The organism is Hydrotalea sp. (genome assembly GCF_049968455.1).
Lineage (GTDB): Bacteria > Bacteroidota > Bacteroidia > Chitinophagales > Chitinophagaceae > Hydrotalea.
In genome coordinates, this window is the sequence record NZ_JBMFQT010000004.1 from 126252 (window position 1) to 145713 (window position 19462).

General features: G+C 35.0%; 17 protein-coding genes and 1 tRNA gene. 4 read left to right on the forward strand and 14 right to left on the reverse strand.

Annotated features, from left to right (window positions below):
- The first annotated feature begins 48 nt into the window (after nucleotides 1-48).
- Nucleotides 49-777, forward strand: coding sequence for a ferredoxin--NADP reductase (locus ACP5P5_RS04145; RefSeq protein WP_428284850.1), 729 nt, complete (start codon nucleotides 49-51; stop codon nucleotides 775-777).
- Between the two features lie 154 nt (nucleotides 778-931).
- Here ACP5P5_RS04145 and tig read toward each other — a convergent pair whose 3' ends face one another.
- Both tig and ACP5P5_RS04155 read right to left on the reverse strand, forming a co-directional pair.
- Complete coding sequence (tig, locus tag ACP5P5_RS04150) at nucleotides 932-2299, reverse strand: trigger factor (RefSeq protein ID WP_428284851.1); 1368 nt, start codon at nucleotides 2297-2299, stop codon at nucleotides 932-934.
- A 62-nt stretch (nucleotides 2300-2361) separates the two neighbouring features.
- Nucleotides 2362-2443: transfer RNA gene (locus ACP5P5_RS04155), tRNA-Leu, on the reverse strand.
- Nucleotides 2444-2647: 204 nt separating this feature from the next.
- Here ACP5P5_RS04155 and ACP5P5_RS04160 point away from each other — a divergent pair.
- On the forward strand, nucleotides 2648-3169 hold the full coding sequence (locus ACP5P5_RS04160) for a hypothetical protein (RefSeq protein ID WP_428284852.1): 522 nt from the start codon (nucleotides 2648-2650) through the stop codon (nucleotides 3167-3169).
- A gap of 121 nt (nucleotides 3170-3290) precedes the next feature.
- Here ACP5P5_RS04160 and ACP5P5_RS04165 read toward each other — a convergent pair whose 3' ends face one another.
- From ACP5P5_RS04165 to ACP5P5_RS04190, 6 genes are all read right to left on the reverse strand, one after another.
- The gene (locus ACP5P5_RS04165; RefSeq protein WP_428284853.1) at nucleotides 3291-5753 is read right to left on the reverse strand and encodes a bifunctional UDP-N-acetylmuramoyl-tripeptide:D-alanyl-D-alanine ligase/alanine racemase; all 2463 of its coding nucleotides are present in this window, start codon (nucleotides 5751-5753) and stop codon (nucleotides 3291-3293) included.
- Complete coding sequence (locus ACP5P5_RS04170; RefSeq protein ID WP_428284854.1) at nucleotides 5750-6706, reverse strand: TerC/Alx family metal homeostasis membrane protein; 957 nt, start codon at nucleotides 6704-6706, stop codon at nucleotides 5750-5752. The genes ACP5P5_RS04165 and ACP5P5_RS04170 overlap by 4 nt, the downstream gene beginning before the upstream one ends.
- 4 nt (nucleotides 6707-6710) lie before the next feature.
- The gene (gldG, locus tag ACP5P5_RS04175) at nucleotides 6711-8420 is read right to left on the reverse strand and encodes a gliding motility-associated ABC transporter substrate-binding protein GldG (protein WP_428284855.1); all 1710 of its coding nucleotides are present in this window, start codon (nucleotides 8418-8420) and stop codon (nucleotides 6711-6713) included.
- A gap of 59 nt (nucleotides 8421-8479) precedes the next feature.
- Nucleotides 8480-9202, reverse strand: a complete 723-nt coding sequence (locus ACP5P5_RS04180; RefSeq protein WP_428284856.1) for an ABC transporter permease — start codon at nucleotides 9200-9202, stop codon at nucleotides 8480-8482.
- 124 nt (nucleotides 9203-9326) lie between these two features.
- Nucleotides 9327-9665: a HesB/IscA family protein gene (locus ACP5P5_RS04185; protein WP_428284935.1), complete on the reverse strand. Its 339-nt coding sequence runs from the start codon at nucleotides 9663-9665 to the stop codon at nucleotides 9327-9329.
- 135 nt (nucleotides 9666-9800) lie between these two features.
- On the reverse strand, nucleotides 9801-10955 hold the full coding sequence (locus ACP5P5_RS04190; RefSeq protein ID WP_428284857.1) for a cysteine desulfurase family protein: 1155 nt from the start codon (nucleotides 10953-10955) through the stop codon (nucleotides 9801-9803).
- A gap of 280 nt (nucleotides 10956-11235) precedes the next feature.
- On the opposite strand from ACP5P5_RS04190, the gene ACP5P5_RS04195 reads away from it, so the two are divergent.
- On the forward strand, nucleotides 11236-11409 hold the full coding sequence (locus ACP5P5_RS04195; RefSeq protein ID WP_428284936.1) for a VOC family protein: 174 nt from the start codon (nucleotides 11236-11238) through the stop codon (nucleotides 11407-11409).
- 59 nt (nucleotides 11410-11468) lie between these two features.
- Here ACP5P5_RS04195 and ACP5P5_RS04200 read toward each other — a convergent pair whose 3' ends face one another.
- The 4 genes from ACP5P5_RS04200 to ACP5P5_RS04215 all read right to left on the reverse strand — a co-directional run bounded on the left by ACP5P5_RS04200 (nucleotide 11469) and on the right by ACP5P5_RS04215 (nucleotide 14815).
- On the reverse strand, nucleotides 11469-12449 hold the full coding sequence (locus ACP5P5_RS04200) for an ABC transporter ATP-binding protein (protein ID WP_428284858.1): 981 nt from the start codon (nucleotides 12447-12449) through the stop codon (nucleotides 11469-11471).
- Nucleotides 12450-12522: 73 nt separating this feature from the next.
- On the reverse strand, nucleotides 12523-13221 hold the full coding sequence (gene rnc / locus ACP5P5_RS04205) for a ribonuclease III (RefSeq protein ID WP_428284859.1): 699 nt from the start codon (nucleotides 13219-13221) through the stop codon (nucleotides 12523-12525).
- A gap of 10 nt (nucleotides 13222-13231) precedes the next feature.
- Entirely contained in the window at nucleotides 13232-14485 is a 1254-nt protein-coding gene (fabF, locus tag ACP5P5_RS04210) for a beta-ketoacyl-ACP synthase II (protein WP_428284860.1), read from the reverse strand.
- A 93-nt stretch (nucleotides 14486-14578) separates the two neighbouring features.
- On the reverse strand, nucleotides 14579-14815 hold the full coding sequence (locus ACP5P5_RS04215) for an acyl carrier protein (RefSeq protein ID WP_068244159.1): 237 nt from the start codon (nucleotides 14813-14815) through the stop codon (nucleotides 14579-14581).
- Nucleotides 14816-14984: 169 nt separating this feature from the next.
- Between ACP5P5_RS04215 and ACP5P5_RS04220 the strand changes: the two genes are divergently transcribed.
- A complete protein-coding gene (locus ACP5P5_RS04220) occupies nucleotides 14985-15416 on the forward strand; it encodes a GNAT family N-acetyltransferase (RefSeq protein WP_428284861.1) in 432 nt (143 codons plus the stop codon).
- Here ACP5P5_RS04220 and ACP5P5_RS04225 read toward each other — a convergent pair.
- Together ACP5P5_RS04225 and ACP5P5_RS04230 are read right to left on the reverse strand one after the other, a co-directional pair.
- Complete coding sequence (locus ACP5P5_RS04225) at nucleotides 15413-15898, reverse strand: YcxB family protein (RefSeq protein WP_428284862.1); 486 nt, start codon at nucleotides 15896-15898, stop codon at nucleotides 15413-15415. The genes ACP5P5_RS04220 and ACP5P5_RS04225 overlap by 4 nt on opposite strands.
- Before the next feature lie 107 nt (nucleotides 15899-16005).
- Nucleotides 16006-19380 carry a vitamin B12-dependent ribonucleotide reductase gene (locus tag ACP5P5_RS04230; RefSeq protein WP_428284863.1) on the reverse strand — a complete coding sequence of 1125 codons (3375 nt, stop codon included), beginning with the start codon at nucleotides 19378-19380 and terminating at the stop codon, nucleotides 16006-16008.
- Nucleotides 19381-19462: the final 82 nt, after the last annotated feature.

Genomic DNA, 19462 nt, shown 5'->3' on the forward strand with positions numbered 1-19462 from the left:
ACATCATTCATTTAACCACTAAATTTTAAATTTAGAAAAAATAAGCAAATGAAAGATTGGCAAAAGGGTATTATAGTTGCAATTGAAGTGGAAACTCCACATACAAAAAAGTTTTTTATTCAGGTTCCGGAAATAGAAAAATTCGATTTCATTCCTGGCCAGTTTGTGACTTTAGATTTACCCATTAATGAACAAAAAAATAAAAGATGGCGCAGCTATTCAATTGCATCTGCACCCAATGGCACAAATGTTTTTGAATTAATTATTGTTTATTTAGAAGGTGGAGCCGGCACTAATTATTTATTCAAAGAAGCTACCATTGGTACTGAATTTCTATTAAGAGGCCCTTTAGGTAAATTTACATTACCCGAAAAAATTGAAAAAAATATTTTTTTAATTTGTACTGGTACCGGTATTGCTCCCTTTCGTTCTATGGTACATTATATACATGAACACAAAATTCCCCACCATCAAATACATTTAATATTTGGGTGTAGAAAATTTGCTGATGGATTATACCTTAAAGAACTAAGTGAATTGACTAAAATAGAATCCAATTTTCATTTCCATGCTTGTTTTTCCAGAGAAAATGAAGTACATGAACCAGGGCATTATACCGGATATGTACATCAAGTATATGAACATCTTTTACAAAAAAATAAAACTGCAGCTTCATTTTACTTATGTGGTTGGAAGAACATGATTGATGAAGCAAAAGAAAGAATATTGGCTTTAGGATATGATAGAAAGGATATTCATTTAGAGTTGTACGGATAATTAAAAGCTAAATAAACCTATTTAACTAATTGACTTTTTGATTCTAAAAATAGTTGCCTATTTACTTTTCTGCAAGTTTTTAAATACGCATAAGTTGAATAAAAAAAGTTGCCCCATTGAGGCAACTTCTTATATAGTATTGATTTAAAAACTATTAATGATGGTGGTGATGCAGTTTTTCTGCAAAATCTTCTGCACTAATAGCTTCTTCTGATTTATTAACTTTTTCAGCTACTGCAGTAAACATTTTTTCAGTAGCAATACGGTGGTAACTATCTTCCACGAATTTCTTATCCTGCATCATACGTGTAGCATAATCTTCAACCCATTGTTCATTATCAGCCAAGTTCAATTGACCGCCAAGGTATTGCAACAATTGTTGTTTGGCCAAATTGCGAATATCATCGGGAAGTACTTCTACTTTAAAATCAGCAGTTAATTGGTTATTGATAAGTGTCCATTTTAATTGTTCTTTAAATGTTGGGAACTCAGCTTCAACCTCTTCGGTTGTTTTAGCTTTTTCGCCGCTTACCTGCAACCAACGCTTTAAAAATGCTTCAGGGAATGAGAAATGGGTATGTTCTAATAATTGGTGATAAATTTGGTCGTGCACTTGATTAAGAGCCTGGGCCTCATAGTATCCTTCAATTTCTTTTTTTACAGCCTCTTTAAATTCTTGAATTGTTTTGATGTTTTTGCCCGGATAAACGGTTTCGAAAAATGCTTCATTTAATTCAGGACGTTCAACCAAACCTACTTTAGTAATTAATAAATTAAAGTAACGATTTTCATCTTCTTTTTTTCCCTTTTCCAATCCTAAATCTGACAAAATAAATTCTAATTCTTTATCGTCAAACGCTTTCTTTAATTGCAAATGAATATAATCATTGGCTTTTTTGCCCATTAAATTCTTTCTGAATTTTTCGGCAAAATACTTTACTAACAAAGAGTTTTCTTTAGTAATACCACCTTCTACTTCGTTCCCTTCTTTGTTGGTTTCAACAAATTTTACGTTCAAAACATTATCATCACCGGTAACAGTTTCAGGTTCAGTCATTTTACCATTGCGAACTTGCAAACGGTCTATTTCCTGATCAACCATCTCATCAGTAACATTCACTTTATATTGTGTTACTTGCAGTTTAGTAACGTCAATAGAAACGTTGGGTTTCAACCCAATTTCAAAAACAAAGGAATAATCGGTTGGATTATTCATGTCCAATGCAGGGGTAGTTTGTTCAACAGGTAAGGGTTGAGCAAAAATATCAAGCTGTTCATGCTGCAAATAGTCAAACAATGATTTTTCAACCTGGCGCATTATCTCTTCACTAAATACGCTTTGGCCATACATTTTTTTTATGAGCCCAGCAGGAATCATCCCCTTACGAAAACCGGGAATATTTGCCGTTTTAGCGTATTTTTTTAAACTTTTTTCAAAATCGGGAAGATAGTCCTCTTTGGAAAGGGTAACTATAATTTTATCGTTTAACTCGCCGAGGTTCTCACGGGTAACATTTGCCATAATGCTTGTTGTTTTCCTATTAAAAAAATCCACTTAAAAAAGCGGAATATTGGTAAATTTTGTGCGGATGGAGGGGGTCGAACCCACATGCCTTGCGGCGCTAGATCCTAAGTCTAGTGCGTCTGCCAATTTCGCCACATCCGCATTCGGGGACGCAAAAGTAAGGTTTTTAACCAAATAAAGATAAGTTTCCTGCTTAAACCTATTTTTTTGTAAAAATCCATTACTCAAATAGGGGTTAAAGGCTAAACATTTAAATAAATGTTATAACCTACATTTTTCTTAACAAGCCATGTTATTTCTGTACCCTTTTATAGTCATATATCCGAACAACAAAATTTGAAGATTATGAAAAAATTATTAATAGCTGCATTTGCTCTGATGTTTGTTACCGGAGCTTCAGCAACCGTAAAACCTCATTTTAATAACGGAGCATTTCAAAGAGGATTTGGTGGTGGAGGTTTAAAAGGAGGAAGAACTACCGTGGTGGTAGGAGGTTATGCTCCTTATTATGCCCCCTATTATAGTCCATATGTTGGTTTAGGATGGGGAATTGGTTTTGGCTATCCTTGGTTCGGTTACCCTTATTACGATTATGGTTATGGTTACAATCCAAGACCTTCAAGATTAGATCGTGAAATAATGACTATCCAACATGATTATGACCAGAAAATAAGGTCAGCCCGGGAAGATGATAGCATGACCGGCAAAGAAAGAAGAGCTACTATTAGAGAATTAAAACAAGAAAGAGATCAAGCCATAAGTAATGCTAGAAAGAATTATTATAAACAAGGCACTACCTATTATAACAATAATAGCAACAAGCCTACATACTATAATGGATATGATGGTACTCCCTCTGATAATTAATTAAAACCGGCAGTGGGCATACAGGAAATAAATTGAGGAATAATGTAGCCGGTTTTTTAAACAGATTGTGTTCTATGATTACCTTACAAAGCATTGCTTCTTGAATGAAGTGATGCTTTTTTTATTCATTTAAGTATACGCGCTTAACACGTTGACTAATACCGGTTAAGATTTCGTAAGGTATGGTTGCACACCATTTTGCTATCTCTTCCACACCAATATTTTTTCCAAAAATTTCTACACTATCGCCTTCTTTAACATTAGGTATGTGTGAAATATTTATCATTGTCATATCCATACATACACTTCCAATTACAGGTGCACGATGCCCATTTATAAACACAAATCCAATACCGTTACTTAATCGTTTACTAAACCCATCAGCATAACCAATTCTTATAGTGGCAATGGTTGTGGGTTCCTGAACAACAGCTGTTCGATTATATCCCACACTATCTCCCGGCTTTAGATGTTTAATTTGAGCAATGGTTGTTTTTAATGAAGCGACAGGCTGTAAATGTAAATTGGTTTCAGCTGCACTATTAACTCCATACAAACCAATGCCTAATCGCACCATATCATATTGCAAATTTTTATGCCTAACAATAGCAGCAGAATTGGCAATGTGACGTAAAAATTGATAATTTAAAATGGAATGTAAAGTTGAACTGAAATAAATAAATTCATCATTTTGTTGTTTTGTAAAATGATCATGCAAAGCATTTTCTGCTGAAGCTAAATGGGAAAAAACAGATTTAACATGCATGGTATAATTGGAAGACAACAAATTACCTAAGGTATTAGCTTCATTTGAATTGAAGCCTAGGCGATGCATACCGGTATCAACTTTAATATGCACCGGAAAATTTTCAATGCCCTGATCTAACAAAAACTTATGTAATAGATGATATAATTGAAAAGAAAAAATTTCAGGCTCTAACCCGTATTCTACCATGGCATTAAAACCACTCTCTTCAATGTTCATTACCATAATTGGCAAAGCGATACCTGCTTTTCGTAAACTTACTCCTTCATCAATGTATGCTACAGCTAAATAATCGGTATGGTAAAACTGTAAAACTTTTGCTACCTCAATACTGCCACTGCCATAGCCAAATGCTTTAACCATGGCCATTGTTTTTACAGTGGGAGCTAATAGTTGTCTATATGTTCGTAGATTTTGTGCAAGGGCTGTTAAGTTCACTTCTAAAATTGTTTCATGAACTTGTAATTCTAAAATATTGGCAATTCTTTCAAAAGCATACTTGCGTGCTCCTTTTAATAAAATATATTCAGACTGAAAAGAAAAACGAAACCATTCATTTAGAAAATGTGTTGTATCCATGAAAAAGTATGCTTCTTCAACCGCAGCAGCAATGGTTTGTTGATAATGACCAACATTGTTGCCAATGGCAATACAACGATTAATTTTCTTTTGCTTTAATAATTGAGATACATTTTCATACAACTGTTGAGTGGGTATTCCTGATTCTAAAAAATCAGAAACAATTACCGTTGTTCTGTTTCCAGCTGCTTGTTGTTGTAAATAATCTAAAGCAATTCCAAAGGAATCAATATCATTACTGTAGCTATCGTTAATAATGGTACAATCTTGTATTCCTTTTTTTAATTGCATACGCATATCTATAGGTTGCAAAAGCTGCATGCGTTGGTGAATAATAGTTTCACTAACCTTCAAATACAGTAAACAACAAAAACAAGTTAATGCATTATGTATAGATGCTTTATCGGTAAAAGGTATTTCTAACGTATCTACATTTTCGTTATACTTGTAACGAACAAGGGTCTTATTAAGTTGGTAATTATAATCGATAATCTGAACTTTTGTAGCTATATCACTTCCCCAAGAAAAAGTGGGGACGTTGGGTAAAATTGATTCTTTAGGAAGATCATCTGTACAGTAAATAAAACAGTCTACTTTTTGAAACAACGATAACTTCTCCTGAATTTTTTGCTGCAAATTTTCAAATCCCTCATTATGGGCATCGCCAATAGAAGTAAGTATACCAATAGTTGGTTGAATAACTTTTTGCAAAGAGGACATTTCATTGGGCAAAGAAATACCTGCTTCAAAAATACCCAATTGATGATATGATGCCATGCGCCAAACGCTCAATGGTACACCAATTTGTGAATTGTAACTGCGAGGACTGCGTACAATTTTATAATCGGAGTTAAGTAACTGAAACAACCATTCTTTTACTATTGTTTTCCCGTTACTGCCGGTTATACCAATTACGGGCAAATTAAATTGTGATCGATGAAAAGCCGCTAATTTTTGTAAAGCCTCCAAAGGTTTATACACTTTAAAAAAATTAGCATTCGGATATGGAGAATCATCAAAATCAAGTTGAACCACAAAATTTTTAATACCGGTATTATAGGCAATAGGAATATAATGATGCCCATTTCGGGTTGGATGCGTACCTAAAGCAAAAAACAAACTACTATCCGCGTCAATTACTTGCCGAGTATCTGTTAATAAATAATTGATATTGCATGGATAATTAATCTTAGCAGAAGCTTGAATAATATTGGCAATTTGTTGAACAGAATAACTCACAACAATTTATTTTTTTTCCGTTGTTGATTAACATAAAAAATAGAATACAATACCGACCCTCCAATACAAACTATAATTAACAATAACGAAACAAATACCTGTTCATTTTTGGTTAAAATTAAATCTATCCAATGCTCACCAATCATTTTTAAACCTATAAATATTAGAACAATAGCAATACCCTGTTGAAGGTATACAAATTTGTTTACGGCACCTCGCAGTAAAAAAAACAAACTACGAAGCCCTAATATGGCAAATATGTTGGAAGTATAAATAATCAGACGGTCTTGAGAAATACCCATTACGGCAGGAATTGAGTCGAGTGCAAATACCAAATCAACTGTAGCTAAAATTACTACTGTTACAAACAGAATGGTGTATTGGGGCTTATTGTTTACTCTAATAATAAATCGGCCATTCCCATCAGAAGCAGTTAATGGAAAAAATTTTTGTAGAAAAAGGTATACCCTACTTTCTTTTGGATTAAATTCTTTTTCATCATCAGCTTTAAACATTTTAAAGCCGGTATATAGCAGAAATATACCAAACAAATATAACACCCAATGAAAACGCTCAACCATGCCAACCCCTATGGAAATAAAAACTACACGCAAAATAATTGCCATTAAAATACCTATTAATAACACTCGGGAATAAAATATTTCCTTTATTTTAAACGCGTTAAAAATCAGGATAAAAACAAAAATATTGTCTATGCTCAAGCTCCACTCCATTAAATAAGCACTGATATATTCTATAGCTTTTTTCTGTCCTTCCTCTATCCACATAAACACAAAAAATGCCATAGCTAATGCAACCCAAAAAATGGTAAGATATACAGCTGATTTCATTTTAATAGCTTTCCCCTTCTTGCTCATTAAACCTAAATCAGCAGTTAAAGCAATTAATAACACTACACCAAAAACAAGGTAAACAATTTGATTAGCTAACATTCAATTAAATATTTGTGTACGTTTTCTTTCTATACCATTGTAAAATTATGCCAAATATTAATATAATAACAATTGGCAAAGCAATATTGATAAACTGCCAAAAGGTTTTATTATCTTTTACTTTTGTTTTGTCTAATAAACGAAGTGTAAATTCTTTATTTCTGGTTTCAATAATACCACGATTACCGACTAAATAGTCAAGACAATTCAATAAGAATTCTTTATTGGCAAACTGATAATTTTCAAACTGCTGTGTACCCATGGGTAAAGGGCCATTAGATTGAGTAACGACATTAGTAACAATATCCGCATCACTCGCAACAATTTGTGTGGCTACTTTCTCACCTTGCGACATAAAGGGCACTCCAGTTAGTTTTTCAACTGAATCTTGCATGGCCTTATCAAAACGATTGGCATAAAGTGATTTAAATTTTCCTTCTAATAATACCACCACTGGCACTTTACTATCTGTAAATGTTTGCAAATCGCCTTCGGTTCTTATGCTTCTTAAACTAACAATAGCAGGTGTTCCCAATTTTCGACTGGTTGTATCAGTTGCCAATAACACGGTTTTTTTTATACCTTTTGCTTCAACCGTATCAATTGATGATGGAAATATGCTTAATACCTGATCTAAATTTCGAGAAATAGGATGATTTTCCGGTGCAGTTAATAGTGGATAATATGGAAATGGTATGCGTTGTATTTGGGGTTGCCCACCCATGTTGCCAACCACCAAAGGTTGTTTAGCTGAATTCAAATCCTGCAATAAATCGGGATTAATTCGTACGCCATATTTAAACAACTGGTCATCAATATTCAATCCTTTATCAAAAGCAACAAAATCACTTTTAGCTCTTAGTAAACTATCAAATTCAGCGTATAATCTATCAATAAACCAAAGTACATTACCACCCTGCATGATGTATTGATCAATTTTAATTTTTTCATCTTCAGTAAATGCCGTTTGTGGCTTTACTATCATTAAAGCCTTAATAGTATCGGCATTTAAAATACCATTTTTTAAATCGAATATGCCAAAGCGATAATTATTGCTTAGAGTGGTAAACAAATCATTGACTGTTGGATTTAAAGGCTCGCCATTTCCAACAGCATAGGCAACAACAGGAAATTGTTTGGTAGTTAATTTTTGAATAGCATCATCAAATTTAAATTCCAACAAAGCCTCTGAATAATTCAAAGTACTTTCTTCATCCATGCCACTTTTACCACTCATTAAATCAACAGGAATTAACTTTCCATTATACTCAACAATAGCTGCGGGAAAAATAATTCTTTCGGTTTGTGCATCATCACTTTCTTGCAATTGATTATTAAAAGGCTTGATACCCATGTGTACTAAACTATCGTACAGTTGCATTTTTAGAGAATCAGATAACCCTTCTCCAGGTTGTATGAAGGTAAAATGAAGATGTCCATTAGAATAAGAGCGAAAATTTTCTAATAATTCCGAAGTACTGTTTTTTAGTTTCCTGAATCCTGCACTTAATTTTCCACTCAATAATACTTTTATTTCTACATCGCCCTTTAATTGGTTAAGCAATTGTTTTGTTGAAGTGCTTAATGAATAACGCTTTTCTTTTGTAAGATCAATACGTGTATGTAATTGTGCCGATAGTAAAATGAGCAATGCGAATAATATGAGAAGTACAATCCATCCATATTTCTTTTGCAGTATTTTTTGTGGGTTCATGAGTTGCAAATTTTCTACCGACTATTTATTTATTTCAAATTAATGGCTGATTTAAAAAATTATCGTTGAATGATATTTTTTTGAGTAATGAATAAGAAAAAGAAAATAATCACAAAAAAATAAACAAGGTCACGGGTATCTATAACTCCACGACTCACACTTTGATAATGAAAATTGATTCCCAACATTTCAATATAATAATCAAGCGTTCCACTAAAAACGGGCAGTTTACTTAGGGCATCAAAGCCAATATATAGCATAAAACAAACAAAGGCTCCGGCAATAAAAGCTACAACGGTGTTATTAGTAAAACTACTTGCCGCTAAGCCAATGGAAATAAAAGCGCCGCTTAATAGAAGTAATCCAATATAACTGCCTATGGTTGCACCAATATCTAACCCCCCACTGCTACTTAAATGTTGCAAAGAAAATGCGTATACCAAGGTAGGAATTAAGGCTGCAATAATGATTAAAAAAGCACCTAAAAACTTTCCAAAAACCAAAGCAGCCGGTTTTAATGGCCAGGTTTTTAATAATTCAAAAGTTCCCGATTTATATTCATCGGCCAAACTGCGCATAGTAATTGTTGGAATTAAAAAAAGCAATACCCAAGGTACAAAATCGAAAAATGGGGTTAAAGTGGCATAGCCGAAATTGAGCATACTTGAATCGGGAAAAACAAATAAAAACAAACCATTCAGCAATAAAAAAATAATTAGCGCTACGTATGCTGTAATGCTGCTGAAAAATTGGTTCCATTCTTTTTTACAAATCATCCACATAACTCTTCAAAACTAAGCGATAAGTTAGTTCTACAACAAGGTTTTAAAAAAAATTATACGTTTATTTATAAAAAAAAGCTGCAATCTTAACAATTGCAGCCTTATATATTGGTTATCACTCAATTTAAACAGCAAAACTTTCACCGCATGCACAAGTACGGCTGGCATTGGGATTATTAAATTGAAAACCTTTACCATTTAAGCCATCAGAATATTCTAAAACTGTATTTACTAAATACAACAAGCTTTTAATGTCGGTTACTATCTTAAATCCATTATCATCAAACACCTGATCGCCGGCTTTTATTTCATTATCGAAGTCCATTTTATAACTTAATCCGGAACAGCCGCCACCTACAACACCTACGCGTAAAAAATGTGTAGCAGCATCTTTTCCTTCTTCTTTCATTAGCTCATATACTTTTTCACGAGCCTTATCGCTAATGTGTATTGCATTTTCCATTGCTACCATAAAACTTTAATTTTATTATTATTACAAAGTTATTAAAACTTTGTTGAACAGAACGCATTTACAATTTTAGGGCTGATTGGTTCAATTTTAAAATGCACTAGTTTAACAAAAGCTTACCGGTTCCGTTTAAATAGTTGGCAGTTGCTGCAAAGTTTTTTCTATAAGTTGAATGGCTGCATTTACTTCCGTTTCTGTAGAAAATCTACCCAAACTAAATCGCACTGAACTAAGCGCCAAATCATCCGGCATGCCAATAGCTTTTAACACATGGCTAGGTTGTAAAGTAGCTGAAGTACAGGCCGAACCTGAACTAACGGCTATATGCTTATTAAACGCCCTTAATAAGGCATCCCCATCCCTATTTTGGAAAGACACATTGCTAACGTGCGGCAAGCGATGTTCAACACTTCCATTAATAATGGTTCCTTTTAGTTGTAATAAAGCAGCTTCTAACTTATTACGCAAGTAAGCTGTGTTGGTAGCATCTTGTTCCCTTTGTTGTTGACAAATTTCAGCTGCTTTTCCAAAACCCACTATGCCTGGCACATTTAAGGTACCGCTGCGCATACCTTTTTCATGGCCGCCACCATCTATTTGAGACATTAATTTTACTTTTGGATTTTTTCTGCGTACATATAAAGCGCCTACCCCTTTTGGACCGTACATTTTATGTGCACTAAAAGCCATTACATCAATGCCATCTTGCAATACATTAACTGGAATCTTGCCTACTGCCTGTGTGGCATCGGAAAAAAACAACACATTATGTCTTTTAGCTATGGCAGATATTGCCGCAATATTTTGTATAACGCCAATTTCGTTATTGGCATACATTACAGCAATTAAAATGGTATTAGGTTGAATTGCTGATTCTAAATCACTCAAATTCACCAAACCGTTTGATTGTACTGGCAAATAAGTAACGGCAACGCCTTTCTGTTCCAAATGCTTACAGGTATCTAATACAGCCTTGTGTTCTGTGATTAATGTAACTATATGATTACCTTTTAATGCATAACTTTCAGCTATTCCTTTTAAAGCAAGGTTTACACTTTCCGTTGCACCTGAAGTGAAAATAATTTCATTTGCATTTGCATGAATTAATGCAGCAATTTGTTCACGGGCAATATTTACCGCTTCATCGGCTTGCCATCCAAATACATGGTTTTTACTGGCAGCATTACCAAAATGAACAGTGTAAAAAGGCAGCATCGCCTCCAATACTCTTGGGTCAACGGGAGTGGTAGCATTGTAATCAAAATAAATAGGCAATTGCATCATACATCAAACGCTTTATATCCACAAATTACACGAATGTAGTATATTCAGTTGTATGATAGGTTATTGAAAATAACACAACTGTTTTCTTAATCATAATCTCAACATATTTATGTAAAAATCTTAAACATATTGACATAGCGGTAAATGGTTTAATACAATCTGTTCCTTTTTTTGAGGCTTTATTAAATACTATTTGCTACAAAACCGAAATGGTTGAAACAGAATAGTAAACACCGAATTTTTAAAAATAAGAGATGCGAAGGTTGAATTATTGGAAAGTTTGCAACCAGAAGGAGTTATTTCCAAATTTATTGAGCACCGTGGCGAAAGGATTCACCATATTGCCTTTGAAATTGCAGATATACTTGAAGAAGTGAAACCACTTGAAAATGAAGGATTCAGTTTTATTAATAGTAAACCGCACCAGGGTGCCGATAATAAATTAGTTTTTTAATGCCTAAAACAACAAATGGTGTATTAGTTGAATTGTCTCAAGAAATTCAATCGAAATAATTAAAGATTGTAAAACTCAATGTTCACCTGGCTTCCAACTGCAACATGATTATTGGAATGACTAACTAAAATTGTTCCTGCTAATGTTGTTTCAACCACTAGCAAATAAAAATTACCATAAAACAATACTTCTTTTACGCTGCCTTGTAGTGAAGTTGGGGCATTGGAATTACTTATTTGAAGTTGATGCGGCCTAACGATAAAACTATTGCTGTGTTTACGATTTTCGGGCATGAGTTGAGCTGGCACTATACCTGAAGGAAGCACATTGTAATATCCAAAAAGTGCAGCAGCATATTCATTGATGGGATTATAGTAAACTTCGTGTGGTGTTGCCTTCTGAATTAAAGTTCCCTTTTGCAAAACCAACACCAAGTCGGCCCAAGGCAAAACATCATTAGCATCATGCGAAGCCAAAAGAAAATTCATGTTTTCGTATTGCTCTATATCCGACAAAATTGCTTTTAGAATTTGCTTATGTTCATAATCTAAGTTAGAAAAGGGCTCATCTAATACAAGCAATTGAGGTTTAGTAATTAGTAAGCGTGCTAAAGCAACCCGTTGACGTTCTCCTCCAGAAAGTTGATTGGTTTTTCTTTTCAATAAATGTTCTATTCTACAAATTTGGAATAGCTCTTTCGATTCTTTTTCAGAAAGTTGGGTATTATAATGCAAAATTTCATGAATAGTATAATTGTTCCATAACTCAAAATGCTGAGAAAGATAGGCAATGCCTTTATGCCCGGGTAACAACTGTTCTTCAGGTCCTTTCACATTTTCACCTTTAAATATAACCACACCCAAATCAGGCTGTTCCCAACCGGCAATAATTTTTAAAAGTGTTGTTTTCCCGGATCCGGAAGCTCCTGTTACCGCTATTTTTTGTCCTTCTTTTTGCTGAAAAGAAATATTATTGAGTACTAATGAAGAAGAGGTAGGGGGGGTGTACTGTTTTTTAATTTGAGATACTTCTAATAGCATGTTACTTGATTTCGCTGTATAAAAATTTCGAATGCAAGTTAACTACATGTATTAAATAAGTGCTTAATCAATTTTAGAGCCCTAATTTTTCAATGGCTAATTGTGCTGCGGCCTGGCTGGCATCTTTTTTATTAAAACCTTTACCTACGGATAATATTTCACCATCTAATACTGCATTAATAGTAAATACACGCCTACTTCCTTCTAATTTCTCATCTACCAATTCAAAGTTTAATAATTTACCATTTCGATTTGCCCAGCCAATCAATTTATTTTTTAGGTTAATATCAATTAATTCCAAATCTTCAATAAACATATGTGGAATTAATATTTGCTTGATTACCCATTTTCGGGCTTTTTCATAGCCTTTATCTAAGTAAATAGCGCCGGTAATTGCTTCTAATGTGTTACCAAAAATTTGGCTGCTTTTTAGTGAGCCATCAAACTTATTAAAGCGCGTTATTTTTTTTAAACCCATTTTCACAGCAATATCATTTAATTGCTGTCTATTCACCATTTTGCTGCGCATTTCGGTTAAAAACCCTTCGCCCTTTGCGGGGTAACGCTTAAATAAATAGTCAGCAACTACCGCACTTAAAACGGCATCACCTAAGTATTCCAAACGTTCATTATTTTCTTCAGGAGTATCTTTTACCGAACGATGACTTAAAGCTATTTTGTACAATAAAATTTTACCAGGCTTAATACCCAGTACGTTTTTCAATTCTTTTACCAAAGCTGTATCTGATGACCTAAAAATATTCGGTAACATTTGCACAGCGTTAAGCTACAAATTTTTTTACAATTACACAGGCATTGTGTCCTCCAAAGCCAAAGGTATTGCTAAGTGCAGCATTGATGGTTTTAGATTGTGCTTTATTGAAAGTAAAATTTAGTTTAGGATCTAATTCAGGATCGTCGGTAAAGTGGTTAATGGTTGGTGGAACAATATTATGCACCACACTTTGAATACAGGCAATAGCTTCAATAACTCCGGCAGCACCTAAGCAGTGTCCAGTCATTGATTTGGTAGCACTAATATTCAAATTATAGGCATGTTCTTTAAAAACATTTACAATTGCCTTCACTTCGGCAATATCACCTAATGGGGTAGATGTACCATGCGTATTAATGTAATCAATCTCTTCAGGCTGCATGCCTGCATCTTCTAAAGCAGCTTTCATTACATTTTGAGCGCCTAATCCATCGGGATGAGGTGCTGTAATATGGTAGGCATCAGCAGTTGCTCCGCCACCGGCTATTTCACAATAAATTTTTGCACCACGAGCCAAAGCATGTTCTAATGTTTCCAACACTACAACGCCGGCTGCTTCACCCATTACAAAACCATCGCGGTCTTTATCGTAAGGACGGCTGGCAGTAGTGGGATCATCATTGCGCTCACTCATGGCTTTCATGGCATTAAAGCCACCTACGCCTGCTTCACTAATTACGGCTTCACTTCCACCTGTAAGTATAATGTCGGCTTTTCCTAGGCGCAATAAATTATATGCCTCAATCATTGCATTTGTGCTACTGGCACATGCACTTACAACAGCGAAATTAGGACCACGCAAATTGTGACGCATTGATATTTGCCCTGCGGCAATATCTAAAATCATTTTAGGTATGAAGAATGGATTAAAACGAGGAGTTCCATCACCTTTTGCAAAATCCATTACTTCTTGCTGAAAAGTAATCAAACCACCAATTCCACTGGCAAATACAACACCTACTCTATCGGGATTAATATTTTCTTTATTTAATCCGGCATCGGCCATTGCCTGATCGCTGGCAACTAAAGCAAATTGTGTAAAGCGGTCAATTTTCCTTGCCTCTTTTCTATCTAAATACTGAACAGGATCAAATCCTTTTACCTCGCAGGCAAATTGCGTTCTAAATTTTGAGGCATCAAATTGGGTAATAGGAGCAGCACCGGAAACCCCTTTTATAAGGTTTTCCCAGTAATCAGCTACCGTATTACCTAAGGGAGTAAGGGCCCCCAAGCCGGTTACGACAACGCGTTTTAATTGCATAGTTTAAGTACCTGTTTTTAAGAGATAATCCGCCCATCTTTAGCATGTTGCCTTAGAAAGGCGGATTCATTATTCCATCAATGGAGTAAAAGCTTATTTGGCATGTTCTTCCAGATAAGTAATTGCTTGGCCAACGGTGGTAATGGTTTCAGCCTGCTCATCAGGAATAGAAATGTTGAATTCTTTTTCAAATTCCATGATTAACTCAACGGTATCCAAAGAATCGGCACCGAGATCGTTAGTAAATGAAGCTTCATTGGTTACTTCTGCTTCATCAACACCTAACTTGTCGACAATGATTTTCTTTACTCTTGTTGCGATGTCTGACATTGTAAAAAGTTTTGTTACAGGCGCAAAAATATGTTTTTTGGCAAAACTCCAATAAATTATACCAATTTTGTTTTAACAAGTTTTTTAAACAGCTTAATAACATTTTTTGATTTGCACATTTTTCGACAATTTTAGAAATGATTTTTATCTTGTAAAAAATTAGGAAAGAATGGCTATTAAGATTATTGATTATGGCACTGAAGAATACCGACAAATGGTAGAATTACGTTACCAAATTTTACGCAAGCCGTTGGGTTTGTTTTTTAACGAATCAGAACTGGAAAAAGAAAAAAATGATATTTTAATTGGGTGTTTTGAGGAAGATAAATTAGAGGGTTGTTGCATTTTAACACCAATAGACAAACAGAAAGTTAGGTTACGTCAAATGGCCGTTATTGACGGGTTACAGGGCCGAGGCATTGGGCGCTCACTGATGAGCTTTGCGGAAAACTTTGCAAAAGATATGGGCTATTCAATCTTATGTATGCATGCAAGAAAGTCGGCGGTTGGATTTTATGAAAAATTGGGCTACCACATAGCTTCGGAAGAATTTTTAGAAGTAAACATTCAGCATTACATAATGGAAAAAATGCTAATTTAATTTGGAGCATGAATATGCAGCTTAAACAGTTCTCGAAGCGCATGTTTATATGTATCGTCTAAACCTTCTTTGGGCACTAAAAAAAAAGATTTTGGATTAAAGTACAGGTGAAAAAAATGGGGGCTTTCCATGTATTTTGAAAAATCATCCCATTGCCAATGCGCTTCGCCCCTTTCATTTTCCAATAATATTTTTTCATCCGTAAATTGTATAATAAACTTATCGGTAAAGGTTTTAATACTACGTTTATAAATGGTGTAGGGTAAAATATACCAAACGGCCAATAACATTAAAATCCAAATAAACGAACCTAATACAAATGGTTCGGGTCTAATTTTTTTAAAAAAGAACAAAATAGCAGCCAATATTGCATATAAGTTAACTATAATAATCATGAATTTTACTTCCTGGCGAGCATAAAAATGGTAACGAAGAGCTTGTATTACCTTCTTTTTGTTGTAAGAAAAGCTGAATTGCATCATAGTTAGAATGTAAAAGTAATGGTTTAGACCCTATTCAGGAACAAATAAAAACAACCTGCTTCATAAATAGAAACAGGTTGTTGTAAAAAAATGATTAATAGAATAATTTAACTGCAACCCATGCTATTGCCACAATTTAAACATTTATAGCAAGTACCACTTCTTACAGTAATATGCCCACAGGTATTACAAGCAGGTGCATCGCTTTGCATATTTTTGGCTGCCGCATTTACCATATCCAAATCGCTACTATTTACTGTTTTTGAAACAGCAGTAGCATTTTTGCTAACTGCAGTTGATGCAGGTGAACTACTAGCAGGTGCTACAACTCGCATGTTACTTAATTCCGGCTTACCTAAGTAAGATAGTTCAGATGAGTCATCATCTGTATTTCCTACTTCAGGTTTATTTAAAACATGAACTAAATCTGTTCTTCCCAAATAATCGAAGGCCAATGCTCTAAATACAAAATCTACCAATGAAGTGGTTGTTTTAATATTAGGATGATCTACCATTCCGGCTGGTTCAAATTTTGTGAAGACAAATTTTTCAACAAATTCTTCTAATGGAACACCGTATTGCAAGCCTACCGAAACAGCGATAGCAAAACAGTTCATTAAGCTACGTAAAGTTGAACCTTCTTTGGCTAAATCAATAAATATTTCGCCTAAAGTGCCATCGGAATATTCACCGGTACGCAAAAAGATGACTTGCCCACCTACTTTTGCCTTTTGTGTATATCCTCTACGTTTTGCTGGCAAGGCTTTTCTTTCAACAATTCGAGATAAAGCCCGTTTCAATTTGGTGTCTGTAGAGGCGTTCATGCGTTTGGTTACTTCCTCTAACAACTCATCAACCGTAAGCTGGCCTAAATCTACAATATTACTACTTTCAACAGGTAGTTTTACTGCTTCGGTAGTGGCTTCTTTTGCTGTTGATGCTGTTTCGTCGCTTTTTTTCTTTTTGTCTGATTTGTTGCTTAACGGTTGAGAGAGTTTAGAGCCATCCCTATATAAAGCACACGCTTTTAAACCTAATTTCCAGCTTAAATAATAAGCCTCTTCAATTTCCTGAACGGTAGCTTCATGAGGTAAATTAATAGTTTTAGAAATTGCCCCACTTAAGAAAGGTTGACAAGCTGCCATCATTTTAATATGTCCATGTGCATGGATGTAACGCTGACCACGTTTTCCGCATTTATTGGCACAATCAAATACCGGCAAATGCTCAGGTTTTAAATGAGGCGCACCTTCTACCGTCATGGTGCCACAAACATAATCGTTCGCTGCATCAATTTCTTCTTCTGTAAAACCTAATGCTTCTAACATATTAAAATTCCAATCGCTGTATTCCTCTTCTTTAAATCCTAATCTTTGCATGCAGGCATCGCCCAAAGCATATCTATTAAAGAGGAAACTAATTTCAAAGGCTGATTTAGCTGCTTGATTTATTTTGGCAATCTCTTCTTGCAAAAATCCTTTAGCAGCCAAAGTAGTATTGTTAATGAAGGGAGCACTTTCAAAACTAGCGGTACCTACTGCATAGTTTATAATTTCTTTTATTTGTGCTTCTGTATAACCCAAAGTTTTTAAAGCATTTGGAACCGCTTGATTAATAATTTTGAAATAGCCACCACCACTTAATTTTTTAAATTTCACTAAAGCAAAATCGGGTTCAACACCGGTGGTATCGCAATCCATAATTAAACCAATTGTTCCTGTTGGTGCAATAACAGTGGTTTGTGCATTTCTATAACCGTATTTTTCACCCATTTGCACAGCATCATCCCATGCTTTTGTGGCTGCTTTTAATAAATAATCCGGACAATATTTTGCTTTTATACCGGCAGGTTTAATTTCTAATCCTACATATGCTTCTTCAGCATCATAGGCTGCTGCTCTGTGGTTACGCATAACCCGAAGCATATCTTCTTTATTCTCTTCATATTTTTTGAAGGGCCCTAAGAATGTAGACATTTCAGCTGAAGTTTTATAAGCTGTACCCGTCATTATTGCCGTAATTGCACCGGCAATACCGCGGGCTTCTTCACTGTCGTAAGGTATACCGCTTAACATTAAAATGGTACCCAAATTCGCAAATCCCAATCCTAAAGTGCGATAATCGTAGGAAAGTTGAGCTACTTCTTTTGAGGGGAATTGTGCCATTAAAACAGAAACTTCTAAAACAACAGTCCATAACCTACTGATGTATTCAATTCCTTCAACATCTATTGTACTATTCTCCTCATCAAAAAATTTACGCAAGTTAATGGAGGCCAAGTTGCAAGCAGTATTGTCTAAAAACATATACTCACTGCAAGGGTTAGATGCATTGATGCGGCCACCTTTTGGGCAAGTATGCCATTCATTAATGGTTGTATCATATTGTGTACCGGGGTCGGCACAGCGCCAGGCTGCATAGGAAATATTATCCCACACTTCGCGGGCCGGAATTGTTTTCATTACCCTGCCATCTGTGCGAGCTTTTAATTCCCAGTTTTCATTTTTTTCTAATTTCTCAAAAAATGAGTTCGGAATACGTACTGAATTATTGGAATTTTGACCTGAAACTGTTGCATAAGCTTCGCCCTCATAGCTGGAATCGTAACCTGCTGCAATTAAAGCAGCCACTTTATTTTCTTCTTCTACCTTCCAGTTAATAAATTTCATTATTTCAGGATGGTCTAAATCCAAGCAAACCATTTTAGCTGCACGGCGGGTAGTTCCACCTGATTTTATAGCACCTGCTGCTCTGTCACCAATTTTTAAGAAGCTCATCAATCCACTTGAAGTACCGCCACCACTCAATTTTTCACCTTCACCCCTTATTTGTGAAAAATTGGTACCAACACCACTTCCATATTTAAAAATGCGGGCTTCGCGTACCCATAAATCCATAATGCCTCCCTCGTTTACCAAATCATCTTTTACGGATAAAATAAAGCAAGCATGAGGTTGCGGCCGTTCATAGGCATTTTCAGATTTTTTTAGCACCTCATCTACAGGGTCAACATAATAATGGCCTTGTGGCTTTCCGGTAATTCCATAGCTTTCATATAAGCCGGTATTGAACCATTGAGGTGAATTTGGAACGCATGATTGGTTTAATATGCTAAACACCAATTCATCATAAAAAATTTGAGCATCTTGCTCTGATGCAAAATAATGAAAACGCTGCCCCCACACCTTCCAACAATTGGCCATTCTGTGGGCAACTTGTTTAACGGAAGTTTCTCTTCCAGTTGTTCCATCGGCTTGAGGAACGCCGGCTTTTCTAAAATACTTTTGAGCTAATATATCTGTGGCAATTTGGCTCCAATGTTTCGGCACTTCAACATTATTCATCTCAAATACCACTTTACCGCTAGGGTCTTTAATGATACTGGTACGATAGTCGTATTCAAACAAATCAAATACACTTATACCTTCCCGGGTATAACGGCGCTTGAATTGTAGTGCTTTTTGTTTAGATGCAGGTGCCATGGCCATTAGTTTAGAGTTGCGAAATGTTTTTTAAAGGATATCCTTTTATTGGGATAGCTTCTTACGAAAATATCTTTTAGGA